Source organism: Amycolatopsis sp. NPDC041971 (assembly GCF_055588925.1).
The window spans coordinates 67,629-82,955 of the sequence record NZ_JBVJCE010000016.1 but is presented as its reverse complement, the minus strand read 5'-3'; the positions used below and the strand labels follow the sequence as shown (position 1 = coordinate 82,955).

Genomic DNA, 15,327 nt, shown 5'->3' with positions numbered 1-15,327 from the left:
GGGACGACATGACCACGCTCGAACCGGCGGCCGCCGCGGCACAGGACAACCTGGCGGCGTTGGAATCCGAGGCCATCCACATCTTCCGCGAGGTGGCGGGTGAGTTCGACCGGCCGGTGATCCTGTTCTCCGGCGGCAAGGACTCGACGCTGCTGCTGCACCTGGCGATCAAGGCGTTTTGGCCCGCGCCGGTGCCGTTCCCGTTGCTGCACGTGGACACCGGGCACAACTTCGACGAGGTCATCGACTTCCGCGACCGGGTCGTCGAGCAGCACGGGCTCCGGCTGGTCGTGGCGAAGGTCCAGGACTGGATCGACGACGGCAGGCTCGAAGAGCGCGCCGACGGCATGCGCAATCCGTTGCAGACCACGCCGCTGCTCGAAACGATCGCCGAGCACAAGTTCGACGCCGTCTTCGGTGGCGGACGCCGCGACGAGGAACGCGCCCGCGCCAAGGAGCGGATCTTCAGTCTCCGCAACTCCTTCGGCCAGTGGGACCCCCGGCGGCAGCGCCCGGAACTGTGGAACCTCTACAACGGGCGGCACCGCCCCGGCGAGCAGGTCCGCGTCTTCCCGCTGTCCAACTGGACCGAGGCGGACGTCTGGAACTACATCGCGCGGGAGAAGGTCGAGCTGCCGTCGATCTACTACGCGCACCGGCGCGAGGTCTACCAGCGCGACAGCATGTGGCTGACCGAGGGCCCGTGGGGCGGCCCGCGGCCGGACGAGGTCGTCAAGGAATTGACGGTGCGCTACCGGACCGTCGGCGACGGTTCGTGCACGGGTGCCATCGAATCGACCGCCGCCACGGTGGACGAGGTCATCGCCGAGGTCTCGGCCTCCCGGCTCACCGAACGCGGCGCCACCCGCGCCGACGACCGGATGTCGGAGGCGGCGATGGAAGACCGAAAGCGGGAAGGGTACTTCTGATGTCCAGCCTCCTCAGGCTCGCGACGGCGGGCAGTGTGGACGACGGGAAGTCGACCCTGGTCGGGCGGCTCCTGTACGACACCAAATCCGTACTCGCCGACCAGCTGGACGCGGTCACCCGCGCCAGTGTCGACAAAGGACTGTCCACTCCGGACCTTTCATTGCTCGTGGACGGCCTTCGCTCGGAACGCGAGCAGGGCATCACGATCGACGTGGCGTACCGGTACTTCGCGACGCCGAGGCGCAGTTTCGTGCTCGCGGACACCCCGGGCCACGTGCAGTACACGCGGAACACGGTGACCGGGGCGTCCACCGCGCAGCTGGCCGTGCTGCTGGTCGACGCGCGCAAGGGCGTCATCGAGCAGACCCGCCGTCACGCCGCGGTGCTCACCCTGCTGGGCGTCCCGAACCTGGTGCTGGCGGTGAACAAGATCGACCTCGTCGGCTACGACGAAGCGACGTTCACCGTGATCGCCGAGGAGTTCGCCGAGCACGCCGCCTCCTTGGGCTACGAACGGGGTTCCGTGCTCGCGGTGCCGGTTTCGGCGCTGGTGGGCGACAACGTGGCGGAGAAGTCGGACAAGACCCCGTGGTACTCCGGCCCGACGCTGCTGGAGCATCTGGAAACCGTGCCGGTGGCGCCGGATCCGCACGATTCGGCGTTCCGCTTCCCGGTGCAGTACGTGATCCGGCCGCGCACGGCCGACCACCCCGACTACCGCGGGTACGCGGGGCAGATCGCGGCGGGCACCGTCCGGCCTGGCGACGAGATCGTCGTGCTGCCGCAAGGCATCCGCAGCCGCGTGGAAGGCATCGACACCGCCGACGGGCCGCTCGCCGAAGCAGGCGCGGGCACCTCGGTGACTCTGCTGCTGGCGGACGATGTCGACATCTCGCGGGGCGACCTGATCTCCGCCGCCGACCGTCAGCCGATGGTGACCGACGAGATCGCCGCGACCCTGTGCTGGCTCTCGGCCAAAGCGCTGAAGCCGGGCGCGCGGGTGCTCGTGAAGCACGGGACGCGGACGGTGCAGGCGCTCGTCGGCGAACTCCACGCCCGCTTCGACGAGCAGACCCTGTCCAGTGTGGACGATCCGGGCACGTTGGAACTCAACGACATCGGCCGGGTCACGTTGCGGCTGGCCGAGGAGATCGGCGTGGACGACTACGGCGTCAGCCCGCGGACGGGCGCTTTCCTGGTGATCGACCCGAAGGACGGCGATACACTGGCGGCCGGACTCGTCGGCGAAAGGTTCGCATGACCCCAAGCCTCACTCCGCCACTGGTCGCCGTCGCCCACGGCAGCCGCGATCCGCGGTCCGCCGCGACCATCCGCGCCCTGCTCGAGCTCTCCCGTGGGCTGGCACCGGATCTCGACATCCGCGAGTCCTTTTTGGATCTCTCGGAGCCGCTGCTCACCGATGCCCTGCGCGGGCTGTACGCCGAGGGACACCGCGAGATCGTCGTGGTGCCCTTGCTGCTCGGCGTCGCGTACCACGCCCGGGTCGATTTGCCCGCGCTCGTCGCCGAGGCGACCGCGGACTGCCCGGGCCTCGACGTGCGGGTCTCCGGGGTGCTGGGCATCGACCCGCTGATCGAGACGGTCGCGCTGGACCGGCTCGCCGAGGCGGGCGCAGATCTGGACGATCCAGGGCTGGGTGTCCTGCTGGCGGGTGTCGGCTCGTCGAACGTCGCGGCGAACGACGCGGTCGCCGGGATCACCACCCGCTGGCACCTGCGCCGCGGGCTGCTCGCGACGCCCGCCTTCGCCGGCGCCGCGCAGCCGGACGTGCCCGCCGCCATCGCGCGACTGCGGCTCAACGGCGCACGGCGGCTCGCGGTCGCGGGCTGGTTCCTCGCACCGGGGCTGCTGCCGGACCGGATCGCGCGACTGGCCCGCGAAGCCGACCCGTCGGTGATCGTCGCCGGACCGCTGGGACCGGATCCGCGGATCGCCGGGCTCGTCCTGGACCGCTACGACGCCGCCGCCGCCCGGCTCGCCGCCTGATTTGTCGGCACAGTAGAGCGGCTTCGTCCCGTTCGGACGCCTGATACCGATCTTCGAGGGTCTCGTTCCATCACGCCTCGCGTAGGGGAACGGAGATTTTTCGACGTGTTCCTCAACGTCGTGCTTCCCGAACCCGAGCCCGACCTTCACGACGACGACGATCGGCGGACCCGTGCCTGCGCCACCGTCCTGGAGATGGTGGCGCAGGCCACTGCCCGGCCCGACTTCGCCCATGCGAAGGTGAGGCATGGCTGACGAACTGGTGCACTACGACGTGGTGGGCGGCACCGCCACGATCACCTTGGACTCCCCGCACAACCGCAACGCGCTCTCCGCCCAGCTGCGGCGTGAACTGAGCGAATCGCTGGACAAGGCACGGGCGGACGACGCCGTGCGGGTCATCGTGCTCACCCACACCGGCCCGGTGTTCTGCGCGGGCATGGATCTCAAGGAGGCCCGCGGCGCCGGCGCGGGCGCCCAGGGCGTCAACGAGTTCCCCAAGATCCTCGAGCAGCTGTGGACCAGCCCGAAACCTGTCGTGGCGAAGTTGGCGGGGCCCGCGCGGGCGGGCGGTATCGGCATGGTGGCCGCGACCGACATCGCCGTCGCCGTCCACGAAGCGACCTTCGCCTTCTCCGAGGTGCGGATCGGCGTGGTGCCCGCCGTCATCTCGCTCACCGTGCTGCCGCGGCTCAACGCCCGCGCCGCCCACGAACTGTTCCTGACCGGTGACACCTTCGACGCGAAGCGCGCCGTCGAGATCGGCCTGCTGAACTCGGCCGTCCCCGCCGACGAACTCGACGGCGAGGCCGCCCGCTACGTCAAGGCGCTCGCCCTCGGCGGGCCGAAGGCGCTCGCGGCGACGAAGGAACTGCTCAGCAAGCCTCGCCCGGCGACACCGAGCGAAGGCTTCGAGGCCATGAACAAGCTCTCCGCGGGCTTCTTCGCGAGCGAAGAGGGCCAGGAAGGCATCACGGCCTTCGCGCAGAAGCGCAAGCCGAACTGGGTTCCCGAAAGCTAGGTTCCGATGTCGCATTGGAGACGCTCAGCGTCCCCGATGCGACATCGGGAACATCGGGCCGCGGCGGCGCCCAAGCCGTTGCCCCTTCAGGTCTCAGTCGGGCAGGACGACGGTGAGGCGCCGGGAGTCCGTCCGCTCACCGGAGGGCCCCAGCGCCCGCTGCGCGTCGGAAAGCACGCTGCGGATGGCCAAGTACGCCTTCGGATCGCGCTCCCGGAGCATCGAGGAACCGGTCCAGATGAGCACGTGCTCACCCGGCGCGAGCCAGGACAGGTCGGTGAGGCAGTCGTAGAGCGCGTCGAGGTTCTTCCCGAAGTGATCGGGGAAGGACAACGCCTCCGCGATCGCGTCGAGTGTCGAAGCCTTGTCGACCGTCTTGCCGCCGTCCATCAGATGCGGACGCGCACCGCGGGCGAACGCCTTGTCCGCCGCTTCCTTCGCCGCGCTCATCGGCTGGTGTCCACTACGACGAAGGAGTTGTAGTGGTCCTCGGTGTAGTACAACTCCTTGCCGGAGCCGGTCACCATCCGCCGCGCCCCGCGATCCGGGCTGCCCGGCGTCTTGACCGTGTACTCCCGGTAGTAGCCGGAAGCCTTGGCAGGCAAGACCTTCTCCCGGTTCTGGAAGGTCACGTCGTCGTTGCGCGGATACGGGTACGGCCCGCCCGCCTGGATGAGCCGCCAGGTGTCGGACGCCTGCGGGGGAAGTCCCGTGAGCGGTTTGACCGGAAGACCGGAGTCCTCGCCCGCGACCATGCCCTTCGCCTGGCTCGTCGCGGCGGCGCCCGACGGCGCGGACGAACTCGCCGGAGCGCTCTTCGTGTCGTCACCGCTGATGCCGTCCTTGACGAACCAGCCTGCGAGCACCAGCACGATCAGGCCGATCAGGGCGGCGGTGATCCGCCTACGGTTGAACATGGTGTGCCAGCTTAGGACGGCCGGTCGGAGTCGTTCGCATCGCGGGCCGTGCCGAAGAGCCGGGCGACCTTGCCGAAGACCGTGTCGAGCACCCAGGCCGCGACCAGGCACAACGGTACGACGACCGCCATGACCAGCACGAACTGCACGGGGAACGGGGCCTGCGCGAGCCACAACTCGACGCCGTCCCACCAGTCAGCAAGCCCGTTGAACACGACTGTGAGCCTACGCTCGTGGGCCAGTGGTCCCGCGGGAAGGGCCGGGGTAGGTTGCTGACATGTTCGCCGTTTACGCTTCCGAACCCAACGCCGAAAAGCCGCTGGACTCGCTCGTGATCGGCGAGCGACCCGAACCCGACGCACCCGAAGGCTGGGTGCGGGTCGACGTCAAGGCCGCCAGCCTCAACATGCACGACCTGTGGACGCTGCGCGGCGTCGGCATCAAACCCGAGCATTTCCCGATGATCCTGGGCTGCGACGGCGCGGGCACCCTCGACGACGGCACCGAGGTCGTCATCCACTCCGTGATCAACGCCCCGGGCTGGCAGGGCGACGACACCCTCGACCCGAAACGCACCCTGCTCACCGAGAAGCACCAGGGCACCTTCGCCGAGCAGGTCGTGGTTCCGGCCCGCAATGTCGTGCCGAAGCCGGCGGGCCTGACCTTCGCGGAAGCCGCGACCATGGGCACGGCGTGGCTGACCGCGTACCGGATGCTGTTCGTGAAGTCCGGGTTGCGGCCGGGTCAGACCATGCTCGTCCAGGGCGCCTCCGGTGGTGTCTCGACCGCTCTCGTGCAACTCGGGTGTGCGGCCGGATTCCGGGTTTGGGTGACCGGGCGTAGCGAAGAGAAGCGTGCGCTGGCCGAGAGCCTGGGCGCACATCAGACCTTTGAGTCCGGCGCGCGGCTGCCGGAGCGGGTCGACGCGGTCTTCGAAACAGTCGGGAAGGCTACCTGGTCCCACTCGGTGAAGTCGCTCAAACCGGGCGGGATCATCGTCGTTTCGGGTTCGACCAGCGGCCCGGACGCTCACGCGGAGTTGCAGCGCGTGTTCTTTCTGCAACTACGTATCGCGGGTTCGACAATGGGGACAAGGGACGAACTGACCGACCTCCTCGGCTACCTGGAGCTCACCGGGGTGCGCCCGCAGATCGGCGCCGAGTTGCCCTTCGCGGAAGCCGAAACCGGGTTTAAGAACATGCTCGATGGGGAAACTTCAGGCAAGGTGGTCTTCACGCATTGATCGGAGGGGTGGGCACTCCCCCTCATCGCGATCAAGCGCGCATACAAGCGCACTTCGACACGTTCCCCGCAGGTCGAACAGGCATTTCGTAGTCTTGTCAAGTGTCAAGAACGTTATGACTCAGGGAGCTTTTCACGACCAAAGTTCGACCAAAATCCGACCTCTCGCCGTTAGCCTGGAAAGATGACCGCATCGCAGCGGCCCGAACCGGCGGACCCCGGGGGCCGGAACACCACCGACACCGACCCGATCCGCGTCTCGTTCCGGCGCTACGCCGGCGTTCGCACCAGAGTGCTCGAAGTCGGGCCACAGCCGATGGAATCGGCCGACCGTCCTCCCCGTCGGGTGCTCGGCAAGCGGGCCGCCGCACGCGCGCACGCCAAGCCGACGACGCCGCGGCTGGTGCTGCTGCACGGTTATTGCGACAGTGCCGACACCTGGCGCCCGGTTCTGGAGCTGCTCGCGGCCGCCGGTGTTCCGGCGGTCGCGGTCGATCTGCCCGGATTCGGTGACGCTCAGCCCCTGCGGCCGGGTTCGTTGCTGCCGCAGCTGGACGCGTTCACCGCGGCCGTGATCAAGGAACAGGCCGTTCTCGGCACGGTGGTGCTCGCCGGCAACTCACTCGGCGGCACCATGGGCCTGCGCGCCGCGGAGAACCATCGGCTGCCGGTCGCGGGCGTGATCTCGATCGCCGCGCCCGGTTTCGTGGACAGCTGGCTCATCCGTACCGTGGCCCGCTACCCGCTGCCGCTGCGGATGTACTCGGCCCTCCCGCTGCCGATCCCCGGCTTCCTCGTACGTGCCGTCGCCGAGCAGGTCGTCCCCCGCTTGTTGTACGCCAACGCGACGGCCGCGGACGCCGAGCAGGTGCGCCGGTTCACGTCACTGTTCCCGGACTACCGTTCCACCACCACCCGGCTGGAACAGGCGCGGCAACTGGTCGAAGAGCTGGCGGACGCGTACCGGCTCGAAGAGATCCGCGTCCCGCTCCTGGTGGTCGTCTGCGGCAGGGACAAGCTGGTCAGCGCCGCCTCCGGACGGCAACTGCACGCGCTGGTCCCGCACAGCAGGCTGATGGTGCGCGAGGACTGGGGCCACTGCCCGCAGCTGGATGACCCCGTCGAGATCTCGGAACTGCTCACCTACTTCTCCGCCGGCGCGTCCAGGCCGTCGAAGATCGCCGCCCGCGTTGCCGCCGAAGTGAGCGAGGACACCGTCGCCGGATAGGTGCGAAGTCCCGACTCCCGCTACCGTGCCTCTCGGACTGTGACCCAGTCCGAAGGGCACAACCTGTTGGGAGACGACGATGTCCGCACCGCGCAGCCTGGGCTCGGGATCCGGGATATTCCGACGCAAACCGATCGAGCAGATCCAAGAACTCAGTGACGGCGGCGGTGGGCTCCAGCGCACGCTGGGCCTGCGCCAGCTGACCGCGATCGGGGTCGGCGGCATCATCGGGGCGGGGATCTTCTCCCTGGCCGGCGCGGTCGCGAATGAGAAGGCCGGCCCTGCCGTGCTCATCTCCTTCCTCATCGCGGGGATCGCCAGCGCGGCCGCCGCGTTCTCCTACGCCGAGTTCGCCGGGCTGATCCCCCGCGCCGGATCGGCCTACACCTACGGCTACACCGTGCTTGGCGAGATCGTCGGCTGGTTCATCGGCTGGGACCTGCTGCTGGAGTACACCGCGATCGTGGCGGTGGTCGCGATCGGCATCTCCGGCTACTTCAACGAGCTGCTGGGCTACCTCGACATCGACCTCCCGGTCTGGATGCTGGGTGCCCCCGGCACCGAAAAGGGCGAGGTCGCGGCAGGCTCCTACAAGATCAACCTGTTCGCCGTCCTCCTGTGCCTGCTGATCGCCTTCATCCTCAACCAAGGCATGAAGAACGCCGCCCGGTTCGAGACGCTGCTGGTCTATCTGAAGGTCGGTCTGGTCCTGCTGGTGATCGTCGTCGGTGTCTTCCACATCAACACCGACAACTACTCGAACTTCTTCCCGTTCGGCCTCAGCGGCGCGTTCGCCGGCGCCGCGACGGTCTTCTTCGCTGTTTTCGGCTACGACGCCATGTCCACCGCGGCCGAGGAATCGACCGACTCCCAGAAGCACATGCCGAAGGCGATCATCTACTCGCTCGCCATCTCGATGGTGCTCTACGTGCTGGCCTGCCTGGTCCTGACCGGGATGGTCAACTACAAGGACATCGACAGCGAAGCGGCCTTCTCCAGCGCTTTCGCCGGTGTAGGGATGAAATGGCTCGGCCTGATCATCGCGGTCGGCGCGATCATCGGTATCACCACCGTGCTGTTCACCTTCCTCATGGGCGCGAGCCGCGTCGGCTACTCGATGAGCCGCGACGGCCTGCTGCCGAAGTGGTTCAGCAAGACCCATCCGGTACGCAAGGTGCCGAGCCGGATGACCTGGGTGCTCGGCATCGCGTCGGCGATCATCGCCGGGCTACTGCCCATCGGTGAGGCCGCGGAACTGACGAACATCGGCATCCTGCTCGCGTTCGTAGTGGTCTGCATCGCGGTGATCGTGCTGCGCTACAAGCAGCCGGACCTGCCGCGGACGTTCAAGACCCCGGGCATGCCGGTCGTGCCGATCATCGGCATCGTCTTCTCGATCTGGCTGATCACGTTCCTGAATTACCACACCTGGCTGCGGTTCGCGGCCTGGTTCGTCCTCGGCCTGATCATCTACTTCGTCTATAGCCGCCGTCACTCCGCGATGAACGCGAACAACGGCGACGCGAAGCAGGTCAGCGGAGACGACTCAAACGTGTAGCGGCTTCGCGGGCTTCGGTCTGGAGGCGTTCGACGATCGACGCCGCCGGGCCGGAGCCCGCGAGTTCGTAGGTCTGTCCCGCGTAGAGGGACATGATTTCGGGGTCTCCCGCCTTGCCCGCCGCCGCGCGGATCGGTTTGGTCAGGTTGTTGACCTGCGGATACGCCGACGGCGCGGTGGCCGAGAAGTCCGTGACCGCGCGATTGACCAGTGACCGGGCGGAACGTCCGCTGAACGCCCTGGTGAACGCCGTCGGCCTGCCTCCCTCCGCGAGCGCCTGCCGGTGCGCGGGCTGTGTCCCGGCCTCGTCCGCCCGCAGGAACGCGGTGCCCAGCTGCGCCGCGACGGCACCCGCCGCCAGCACCGCCGCGATGTCGGCGCCGTGCACGAGCCCGCCGGTCGCGACGAGCGGTAAGTCCGTCCGCGCCGATACCAGGCGGAGCAGGCTGAGTACGCCGTACTGCGCTCCCCCGCCTTCGGCTCCGGGCTCGTCAGCGAAGAGCCCTCGATGCGCTCCGGCTTCGAATCCCTGGACCACGAGCGCGTCCGCGCCGGCCGCCACCGCCTGATCGGCTTCCACTGGGCTGGTGACGGTGACGGCCACCTTGCTCCCATTGGCGTGCAAGTGTTCCACGTCCTCGGGCGAGGGCGTGCCGAAGGTGAAGGAAACAACCGGAACCTTCCGCTCCAGGACGACCTCGAGCTTCGCGCCATAAGCGTCGTCATCCCAGCTCGGCTCGCCCGGCTCGACGCCATGGCGTTCGGCCTCCGCGCGCCAGCGCTCGATGTGGCCGCCGAGAGCCGCCTCGGCCGAGTCGGCCGAGCCACCCGGAACGAAGAGATTCACGCCGAACGCCTCACCGGTGAGTTCGGCCGTCTTCGCGATCCGGTCCGCGAGGACATCGGCGCTCAGATAACCCCCTGCCAGGAAGCCGAATCCTCCCGCCTCGGTCACCGCGGCGACGAGCTCGGGAGTGGTGGGCCCGCCCGCCATCGGGGCCGCGATCACGGGAAAGCGCAGATCTTCGAACACGAATCCGACGATAGTCCCCTCGCGGCGACACGAAATGTGACCTTCGAGTCACTCCAAGGTTTTCCCATGGGTGGTCTAGACCTTTAACGCCGAAAATGCGACGATCTGAACCAGCCGTGACGTAGGTCACGACCCCTGTCCCCTGGAGGCCCCGGTGAAGACCTTGAGAGCGCGACTGAGCCGCGCGGTCGTCGGGGTGGCGCTGCTCGCCGGCGCCACCACCGCAGCCGCCCCCGTCGCCGACGCGGCCACCCCGCCGCTGCAGGCGATCGTTCCGGTCCCGGTCTCGGCCCGAGCGGTCACCGGTTCCGACCACCCCCTGACCGCGAACACCAAGATCTACACCCAGGCCGGCTCGGCACAGGCCAGAGCCGTCGGCGACTACCTCGCCGGGATCTTCCGCACCTCCACCGGTTTCCCGCTGCCCGTCTCCGACGCGCCGTCGGGCACGCCCGCCGACGGCATCTCGCTCCTGCTGTCCGGCGCCGACGCCCGCGTCGGGGACCAGGGTTATCAGCTGAACTCGACGTCCGCTTCGGTCGTCCTCCGCGCGACGACGGCGCAAGGCCTCTTCGGCGGCGTACAGACGCTGCGACAGTTGCTGCCCGGCAGGATCGAAAGCTCCACGGTGCAGCAAGGCCCCTGGACGATCCCGGGCGCCGACATCCTGGACTACCCGCGTTTCGGCTACCGCGGTGCGATGCTCGACGTCGCCCGGCACTTCCACCCGGTCGCCACGGTCAAGCGCTACATCGACCAACTGGCGCAGTACAAGATCAACAACCTGCACCTGCACCTGGCCGACGACCAGGGCTGGCGCATCCAGATCGACAGCTGGCCGCGGCTGGCCACCTACGGCGGCAGCACCGGGGTCGGCGGGGGCGCCGGTGGCTACTACACCAAGGCCCAATACACCGAGATCGTGAACTACGCGGCTTCGCGGTTCATCACGGTCATCCCGGAGATCGACATACCCGGGCACACCAACGCCGCTTTGGCGTCGTACGCCGAACTGAACTGCGACAACACCGCTCCCCCGCTGCGCACCGACACCGCCGTCGGCTACAGCTCGCTCTGCATCTCGAAAGAGATCACCTACACCTTCGTCAACGACGTCATCCGGGAGATCGCGGCACTGACCCCCGGGCCCTACTTCCACCTCGGCGGCGACGAAGCCCAGGCCACCAGCGACGCGGACTACCGCGCGTTCATGAACCGGGTGCTGCCGATGGTGGCCGCCGCGGGTAAACAGGTCGTCGGCTGGCACGAGATCGGCAAGGCCACCCTGCCCGCCACGGCGACCCCGCAGTTCTGGGGCACGACGACCTCCAGCACGGAGGTTGCGAACGCCGTCGCCCGCGGCGGCAAGGTGATCCTGTCGCCGGCGAACAAGGCGTACCTGGACATGAAGTACAACTCCAGCACGCCGATCGGGCTCTCGTGGGCGGGCTACATCGAGGTCCAGGACGCCTACAACTGGAATCCGGGCGCCTACCTCTCCGGGGTGCCCGAATCCGCCGTCCGCGGCGTCGAATCCCCGCTGTGGACCGAAACCGTGGTGACCCCGGCGAACATCGACTACCTGGCCTTCCCTCGGCTCCCGGCGCACGCCGAACTCGGCTGGTCGCCGTGGTCGACCCACGACTGGAACGCCTTCCGGGTACGCCTCGGCGCACAGGCCCCGCGCTGGCAGGCGCAGGGTATCGGCTACTACGCGTCGAGCCAGGTGCCTTGGGAGACGGGATCCGGCAATCCGGGCACCTGTTCGCTCCCGGCGTGGGACCGCGCTTCCGTCTACACCGGCGGGGCCGCCATCTCCCACAACGGGCACAAATGGACGGCGCAATGGTGGACGCAGGGCGAAGAACCCGGCGCAGGCGGCCAATGGGGCGTCTGGCGGGACAACGGAACCTGCTGACCCCCTCCGCTCGCCCGCTCGGCCCCTTGCACCGGCCGGGCGGGCTACGGTGGATCCATGGCCGCCGATCTCGAACTCGTCCGCACTCTTTCCTTGCGCGAAAACGGACTCGCGACCGTCTCGACGGTCCGCGCGGACGGCACCGTGCACTCGTCGGTGGTGAACGCCGGGGTGATCGAAGACCCCGTCACGAAAGCGCCGGGGGTCGGTTTCGTCGCCGTAGGCGGGGCGAAGAAGCTCGCCCTCTTCCGCCGGGCGGGCCACGCCACGATCACCTTCCGCCGCGGCTGGGAATGGGCGGCGGTCCAGGGCACCGTCCACCTCATCGGCCCGGACGACCCGGACCCGGACTTCGACCCGGGCGGACTCCCCCAGCTGCTGCGCGACGTGTTCATCGCTGCCACCGGGACCCACGACGACTGGGACGAGTACGACCGCGTGATGGCCGCCGAACGCCGCGTCGCCGTCTTCGTCACGGCGAACCGCATCAGCGGGAATCGCTGACGCGAAAAGGCCGCCCGGATCGTGATCCGGGCGGCCTTTTCGCGTGCCGTTACTGCTTCTTCTTGCCGGAGTCCTCTGTGGACAGTGCGGCGACGAAGGCCTCCTGCGGGACCTCGACCCGGCCGACGGTCTTCATCCGCTTCTTGCCTTCCTTCTGCTTTTCCAGCAGCTTGCGCTTACGCGAGATGTCACCGCCGTAGCACTTCGCGAGCACGTCCTTGCGGATCGCGCGAATGGTCTCACGGGCGATGATGCGGGCGCCGATCGCGGCCTGGATCGGCACCTCGAAGTTCTGCCGCGGGATCAGCTCGCGGAGCCGGTTCACCATGCGGTTGCCGTAGTTGTAGGCGTCGTCCTTGTGCACGATCGCGGAGAACGCGTCGACGCCCTCGCCTTGAAGCAGGATGTCCACCTTGACCAGGTCCGCCGCCTGCGCGCCGGCCTCCTCGTAGTCCAGCGACGCGTAACCGCGCGTCCGCGACTTCAGCGTGTCGAAGAAGTCGAAGATGATCTCGCCCAGCGGCAGGTTGTACCGCAGTTCGACCCGGTCCTCGGACAGGTAGTCCATGCCGAGCAGCGTGCCGCGCTTGTTCTGGCACAGCTCCATGATCGTGCCGATGAACTCCGACGGCGCCAGGATACTCACCTTGCTGACCGGTTCGAGCACCTTGTCGATCTTGTTCCCGGTCGGCCAGTCCGAAGGATTGGTGACGTGGATCTCCTTGCCGTCGTCCAGCACCACGTCGTAGACCACGTTCGGCGCGGTGGAGATCAGGTCGAGTCCGAACTCCCGCTCCAGCCGGTCTCGGGTGATCTCGAGGTGCAGCAGGCCGAGGAAGCCACAGCGGAACCCGAAGCCGAGCGCCACCGACGTCTCGGGCTCGTAGTCCAGCGCGGCGTCGTTGAGCTGGAGCTTGTCCAAGGCCTCGCGCAGGTCCGGGTAATCCGAACCGTCCACCGGATACAGACCGGAGTAGACCATCGGCTTCGGCTCGCGGTAACCGGCGAGCGGCTCCTTCGCGCCCTGGCGCTCGGAGGTGACGGTGTCACCGACCTTCGACTGCCGGACGTCCTTCACCCCGGTGATGAGGTAACCCACCTCACCGACGCCCAGCCCCTTGCTCACCTTGGGCTCCGGCGAGATGATCCCGACCTCGAGGAGCTCGTGGGTGGCACCGGTGGACATCATCTTGATCCGCTCGCGCGGCGTGATCTTGCCGTCGACGACCCTGATGTAGGTCACGACGCCCCGATAGGTGTCGTACACCGAGTCGAAGATCATCGCCCGTGCCGGGGCGTCGGCGTCACCCTGCGGCGCGGGCACCTGCTTCACCACCGCGTCGAGCAGCTCACCGACACCGACACCGGTTTTGGCGGACACGCGCAGGACGTCCGAGGGCTCGCAGCCGATGATGTGCGCGATCTCGGCGGCGTACTTGTCCGGATCCGCGGACGGCAGGTCGATCTTGTTGAGCACCGGGATGATCTGGAGGTTGTTCTCCAGCGCGAGGTACAGGTTGGCGAGCGTCTGCGCTTCGATCCCCTGCGCGGCGTCGACCAGCAGGACGGCGCCTTCACACGCCTCGAGCGCGCGGGAGACCTCGTAGGTGAAGTCGACGTGGCCCGGGGTGTCGATCATGTGCAGGACGTGGTCCTGCCCGTCGAGCTTCCACGGCAGGCGCACGTTCTGCGCCTTGATGGTGATCCCGCGTTCCCGCTCGATGTCCATTCGGTCGAGGTACTGAGCCCGCATGGCCCGTTCCTCGACCACGCCGGTGAGCTGCAGCATCCGGTCGGCCAGGGTCGACTTGCCATGGTCGATGTGCGCGATGATGCAGAAGTTCCGGATGAGCTCCGGGGGCGTGAAGGTCGTGTCGGCGAACGTCGTCAACGGGTTTCCTCGCGAAGGTCGGGGTGTGCCACCTCTATGGTCCCATGCCGGTCCGGGTGCGAGTGGGGGTCATCCCCGATGCGGCACGTGGTGAGCTGTGGTGCCCTCGAAGTATGAGTACTTCACTGTCCCAAATGCTTGATCGCACGTTCGGCCATCCCAGGGGACTGCTCGGCCGGTTCGGCGGCTTGGCGATGGCGCACGGCAACGCCGCCACCGAACTTCGCGTCGTGGAACTGGCGTCGATCGAGTCCGGCGAAACCGCGCTGGTCGTGGGCCCCGGCCCGGGAGTCGGCCTCCAGGCCGCGGCCGAACGCGCGGGCCGCGCGATCGGCGTCGACCCCTCCCCGGAGATGCTTGCTCGCTCCCGTCGCCGCTGCGGCGACAAGGTGGAGCTACGGCGCGGTGCCGCGGACTCCACCGGTGAGCCCGACGAGAGCGTCGACGTGATCCTGAGCGTCAACAACGTGCAGCTCTGGGAGGACCGGGCGGCCGGTTTCGCCGAACTGTTCCGCGTGCTGCGGCCCGGCGGCAGGCTGCTGCTGTCTTCGCACGAGAAGTGGCTGCCGGTTTCCCGGCACGAGCTGGCCGACGAAGCGGCCACCGCCGGCTTCACCGACCTGCAGACCTGGACCTGGGACCCGCCGGGCTTCGGTGCCTCACTCGCCGCTCAGCTGCGCGCGATCAAGCCGCGGTCCTAACGCGGGTCGGTGCGCAGCGGATGCTCACGCGGCACCTCGACCAGCACGATCCTGGTGCCGTCCGGATCGGCGATCCACGCTTCGTCCAGCCCCCAGGGTTCACGACGCGCCCCGCGGACCGGTTCCAAGCCCTTCGCCGCGAGCTCCTCGATCGCCGCGGGCAGATCCCGGACCTGGAGCCACAAGGCGACGTCAGGGGTCGGTCCGGTCTTCCCGGTACCGACGATCTCGATCGACCCGTTCCCGGCGAAGAACACCGTCCCGCCGGGGAACTCCTTGTCGATCGCCAGGCCCAGGGTGTCCCGATAGAACGCCGTCGACACCTCGAGGTCCTTCGGGTGGATCAGCACCCTGCTGCTCAGCACGTCCATGACCCC

General features: G+C 68.3%; 17 protein-coding genes. 11 read left to right on the top strand and 6 right to left on the bottom strand.

Features of this window, described 5'->3' with window-relative positions; genetic code table 11:
- Positions 1-8: 8 nt before the first annotated feature.
- From cysD to ACZ6DT_RS28315, 5 genes are all read left to right on the top strand, one after another.
- A complete protein-coding gene (cysD, locus tag ACZ6DT_RS28335; RefSeq protein WP_465600759.1) occupies positions 9-929 on the top strand; it encodes a sulfate adenylyltransferase subunit CysD in 921 nt (306 codons plus the stop codon).
- Positions 929-2,191 carry a sulfate adenylyltransferase subunit 1 gene (locus tag ACZ6DT_RS28330; RefSeq protein WP_465600756.1) on the top strand — a complete coding sequence of 421 codons (1,263 nt, stop codon included), beginning with the start codon at positions 929-931 and terminating at the stop codon, positions 2,189-2,191. The genes cysD and ACZ6DT_RS28330 overlap by 1 nt, the downstream gene beginning before the upstream one ends.
- The gene (locus ACZ6DT_RS28325; RefSeq protein ID WP_465600753.1) at positions 2,188-2,937 is read left to right on the top strand and encodes a sirohydrochlorin chelatase; all 750 of its coding nucleotides are present in this window, start codon (positions 2,188-2,190) and stop codon (positions 2,935-2,937) included. Before ACZ6DT_RS28330 ends, ACZ6DT_RS28325 begins: the two co-directional genes overlap by 4 nt.
- A gap of 105 nt (positions 2,938-3,042) precedes the next feature.
- The gene (locus ACZ6DT_RS28320) at positions 3,043-3,192 is read left to right on the top strand and encodes a hypothetical protein (protein ID WP_465600750.1); all 150 of its coding nucleotides are present in this window, start codon (positions 3,043-3,045) and stop codon (positions 3,190-3,192) included.
- Positions 3,185-3,958, top strand: a complete 774-nt coding sequence (locus tag ACZ6DT_RS28315; protein ID WP_465600747.1) for an enoyl-CoA hydratase-related protein — start codon at positions 3,185-3,187, stop codon at positions 3,956-3,958. The genes ACZ6DT_RS28320 and ACZ6DT_RS28315 overlap by 8 nt, the downstream gene beginning before the upstream one ends.
- A 93-nt stretch (positions 3,959-4,051) precedes the next feature.
- On the opposite strand, the gene ACZ6DT_RS28310 is transcribed toward ACZ6DT_RS28315, so the two are convergent.
- Genes ACZ6DT_RS28310 through ACZ6DT_RS28300 form a run of 3 tightly spaced genes read right to left on the bottom strand, consistent with a single transcriptional unit; the run spans position 4,052 to position 5,090 of the window.
- Complete coding sequence (locus ACZ6DT_RS28310; protein WP_465600745.1) at positions 4,052-4,408, bottom strand: barstar family protein; 357 nt, start codon at positions 4,406-4,408, stop codon at positions 4,052-4,054.
- A complete protein-coding gene (locus ACZ6DT_RS28305) occupies positions 4,405-4,875 on the bottom strand; it encodes a guanyl-specific ribonuclease (protein WP_465600742.1) in 471 nt (156 codons plus the stop codon). Before ACZ6DT_RS28305 ends, ACZ6DT_RS28310 begins: the two co-directional genes overlap by 4 nt.
- Before the next feature lie 11 nt (positions 4,876-4,886).
- Positions 4,887-5,090 (bottom strand): hypothetical protein, encoded by a 204-nt coding sequence (locus ACZ6DT_RS28300; protein ID WP_410649025.1) that lies wholly within the window; start codon positions 5,088-5,090, stop codon positions 4,887-4,889.
- A 62-nt stretch (positions 5,091-5,152) separates the two neighbouring features.
- Here ACZ6DT_RS28300 and ACZ6DT_RS28295 point away from each other — a divergent pair, with 62 nt between their 5' ends.
- The 3 genes from ACZ6DT_RS28295 to ACZ6DT_RS28285 all read left to right on the top strand — a co-directional run bounded on the left by ACZ6DT_RS28295 (position 5,153) and on the right by ACZ6DT_RS28285 (position 8,903).
- Entirely contained in the window at positions 5,153-6,118 is a 966-nt protein-coding gene (locus tag ACZ6DT_RS28295) for a zinc-binding dehydrogenase (RefSeq protein WP_465600740.1), read from the top strand.
- 183 nt (positions 6,119-6,301) lie between these two features.
- A complete protein-coding gene (locus ACZ6DT_RS28290) occupies positions 6,302-7,345 on the top strand; it encodes an alpha/beta hydrolase (RefSeq protein WP_465600737.1) in 1,044 nt (347 codons plus the stop codon).
- Between the two features lie 79 nt (positions 7,346-7,424).
- On the top strand, positions 7,425-8,903 hold the full coding sequence (locus tag ACZ6DT_RS28285) for an amino acid permease (RefSeq protein WP_465600735.1): 1,479 nt from the start codon (positions 7,425-7,427) through the stop codon (positions 8,901-8,903).
- On the opposite strand, the gene ACZ6DT_RS28280 is transcribed toward ACZ6DT_RS28285, so the two are convergent.
- Entirely contained in the window at positions 8,878-9,936 is a 1,059-nt protein-coding gene (locus tag ACZ6DT_RS28280) for a nitronate monooxygenase (RefSeq protein WP_465600732.1), read from the bottom strand. The two genes, ACZ6DT_RS28285 and ACZ6DT_RS28280, sit on opposite strands and share 26 nt — an antisense overlap.
- Before the next feature lie 154 nt (positions 9,937-10,090).
- On the opposite strand from ACZ6DT_RS28280, the gene ACZ6DT_RS28275 reads away from it, so the two are divergent.
- Positions 10,091-11,854 carry a family 20 glycosylhydrolase gene (locus tag ACZ6DT_RS28275; RefSeq protein ID WP_465600729.1) on the top strand — a complete coding sequence of 588 codons (1,764 nt, stop codon included), beginning with the start codon at positions 10,091-10,093 and terminating at the stop codon, positions 11,852-11,854.
- A gap of 57 nt (positions 11,855-11,911) precedes the next feature.
- On the top strand, positions 11,912-12,358 hold the full coding sequence (locus ACZ6DT_RS28270; RefSeq protein ID WP_465600726.1) for a pyridoxamine 5'-phosphate oxidase family protein: 447 nt from the start codon (positions 11,912-11,914) through the stop codon (positions 12,356-12,358).
- A 49-nt stretch (positions 12,359-12,407) separates the two neighbouring features.
- On the opposite strand, the gene lepA is transcribed toward ACZ6DT_RS28270, so the two are convergent.
- Positions 12,408-14,249, bottom strand: coding sequence for a translation elongation factor 4 (lepA, locus tag ACZ6DT_RS28265; RefSeq protein ID WP_465600723.1), 1,842 nt, complete (start codon positions 14,247-14,249; stop codon positions 12,408-12,410).
- 113 nt (positions 14,250-14,362) lie between these two features.
- Here lepA and ACZ6DT_RS28260 point away from each other — a divergent pair, with 113 nt between their 5' ends.
- A complete protein-coding gene (locus tag ACZ6DT_RS28260; protein ID WP_465600720.1) occupies positions 14,363-14,950 on the top strand; it encodes a class I SAM-dependent methyltransferase in 588 nt (195 codons plus the stop codon).
- Here the strand turns inward: ACZ6DT_RS28260 and ACZ6DT_RS28255 are convergent.
- The gene (locus ACZ6DT_RS28255) at positions 14,947-15,321 is read right to left on the bottom strand and encodes a VOC family protein (protein WP_465600717.1); all 375 of its coding nucleotides are present in this window, start codon (positions 15,319-15,321) and stop codon (positions 14,947-14,949) included. The two genes, ACZ6DT_RS28260 and ACZ6DT_RS28255, sit on opposite strands and share 4 nt — an antisense overlap.
- Positions 15,322-15,327: the final 6 nt, after the last annotated feature.

Excerpts from the sequence above, each read along its gene's own strand:
- cysD (WP_465600759.1), top strand. The coding sequence starts at position 9 with ATGACCACGCTCGAACCGGCGGCCGCCGCGGCACAGGACAACCTGGCG.
- ACZ6DT_RS28330 (WP_465600756.1), top strand. The coding sequence starts at position 929 with ATGTCCAGCCTCCTCAGGCTCGCGACGGCGGGCAGTGTGGACGACGGG.
- ACZ6DT_RS28325 (WP_465600753.1), top strand. The coding sequence starts at position 2,188 with ATGACCCCAAGCCTCACTCCGCCACTGGTCGCCGTCGCCCACGGCAGC.
- ACZ6DT_RS28315 (WP_465600747.1), top strand. The coding sequence starts at position 3,185 with ATGGCTGACGAACTGGTGCACTACGACGTGGTGGGCGGCACCGCCACG.
- ACZ6DT_RS28310 (WP_465600745.1), bottom strand. The coding sequence starts at position 4,408 with ATGAGCGCGGCGAAGGAAGCGGCGGACAAGGCGTTCGCCCGCGGTGCG.
- ACZ6DT_RS28305 (WP_465600742.1), bottom strand. The coding sequence starts at position 4,875 with ATGTTCAACCGTAGGCGGATCACCGCCGCCCTGATCGGCCTGATCGTG.
- ACZ6DT_RS28295 (WP_465600740.1), top strand. The coding sequence starts at position 5,153 with ATGTTCGCCGTTTACGCTTCCGAACCCAACGCCGAAAAGCCGCTGGAC.
- ACZ6DT_RS28290 (WP_465600737.1), top strand. The coding sequence starts at position 6,302 with ATGACCGCATCGCAGCGGCCCGAACCGGCGGACCCCGGGGGCCGGAAC.
- ACZ6DT_RS28285 (WP_465600735.1), top strand. The coding sequence starts at position 7,425 with ATGTCCGCACCGCGCAGCCTGGGCTCGGGATCCGGGATATTCCGACGC.
- ACZ6DT_RS28270 (WP_465600726.1), top strand. The coding sequence starts at position 11,912 with ATGGCCGCCGATCTCGAACTCGTCCGCACTCTTTCCTTGCGCGAAAAC.
- ACZ6DT_RS28260 (WP_465600720.1), top strand. The coding sequence starts at position 14,363 with ATGAGTACTTCACTGTCCCAAATGCTTGATCGCACGTTCGGCCATCCC.
- ACZ6DT_RS28255 (WP_465600717.1), bottom strand. The coding sequence starts at position 15,321 with ATGGACGTGCTGAGCAGCAGGGTGCTGATCCACCCGAAGGACCTCGAG.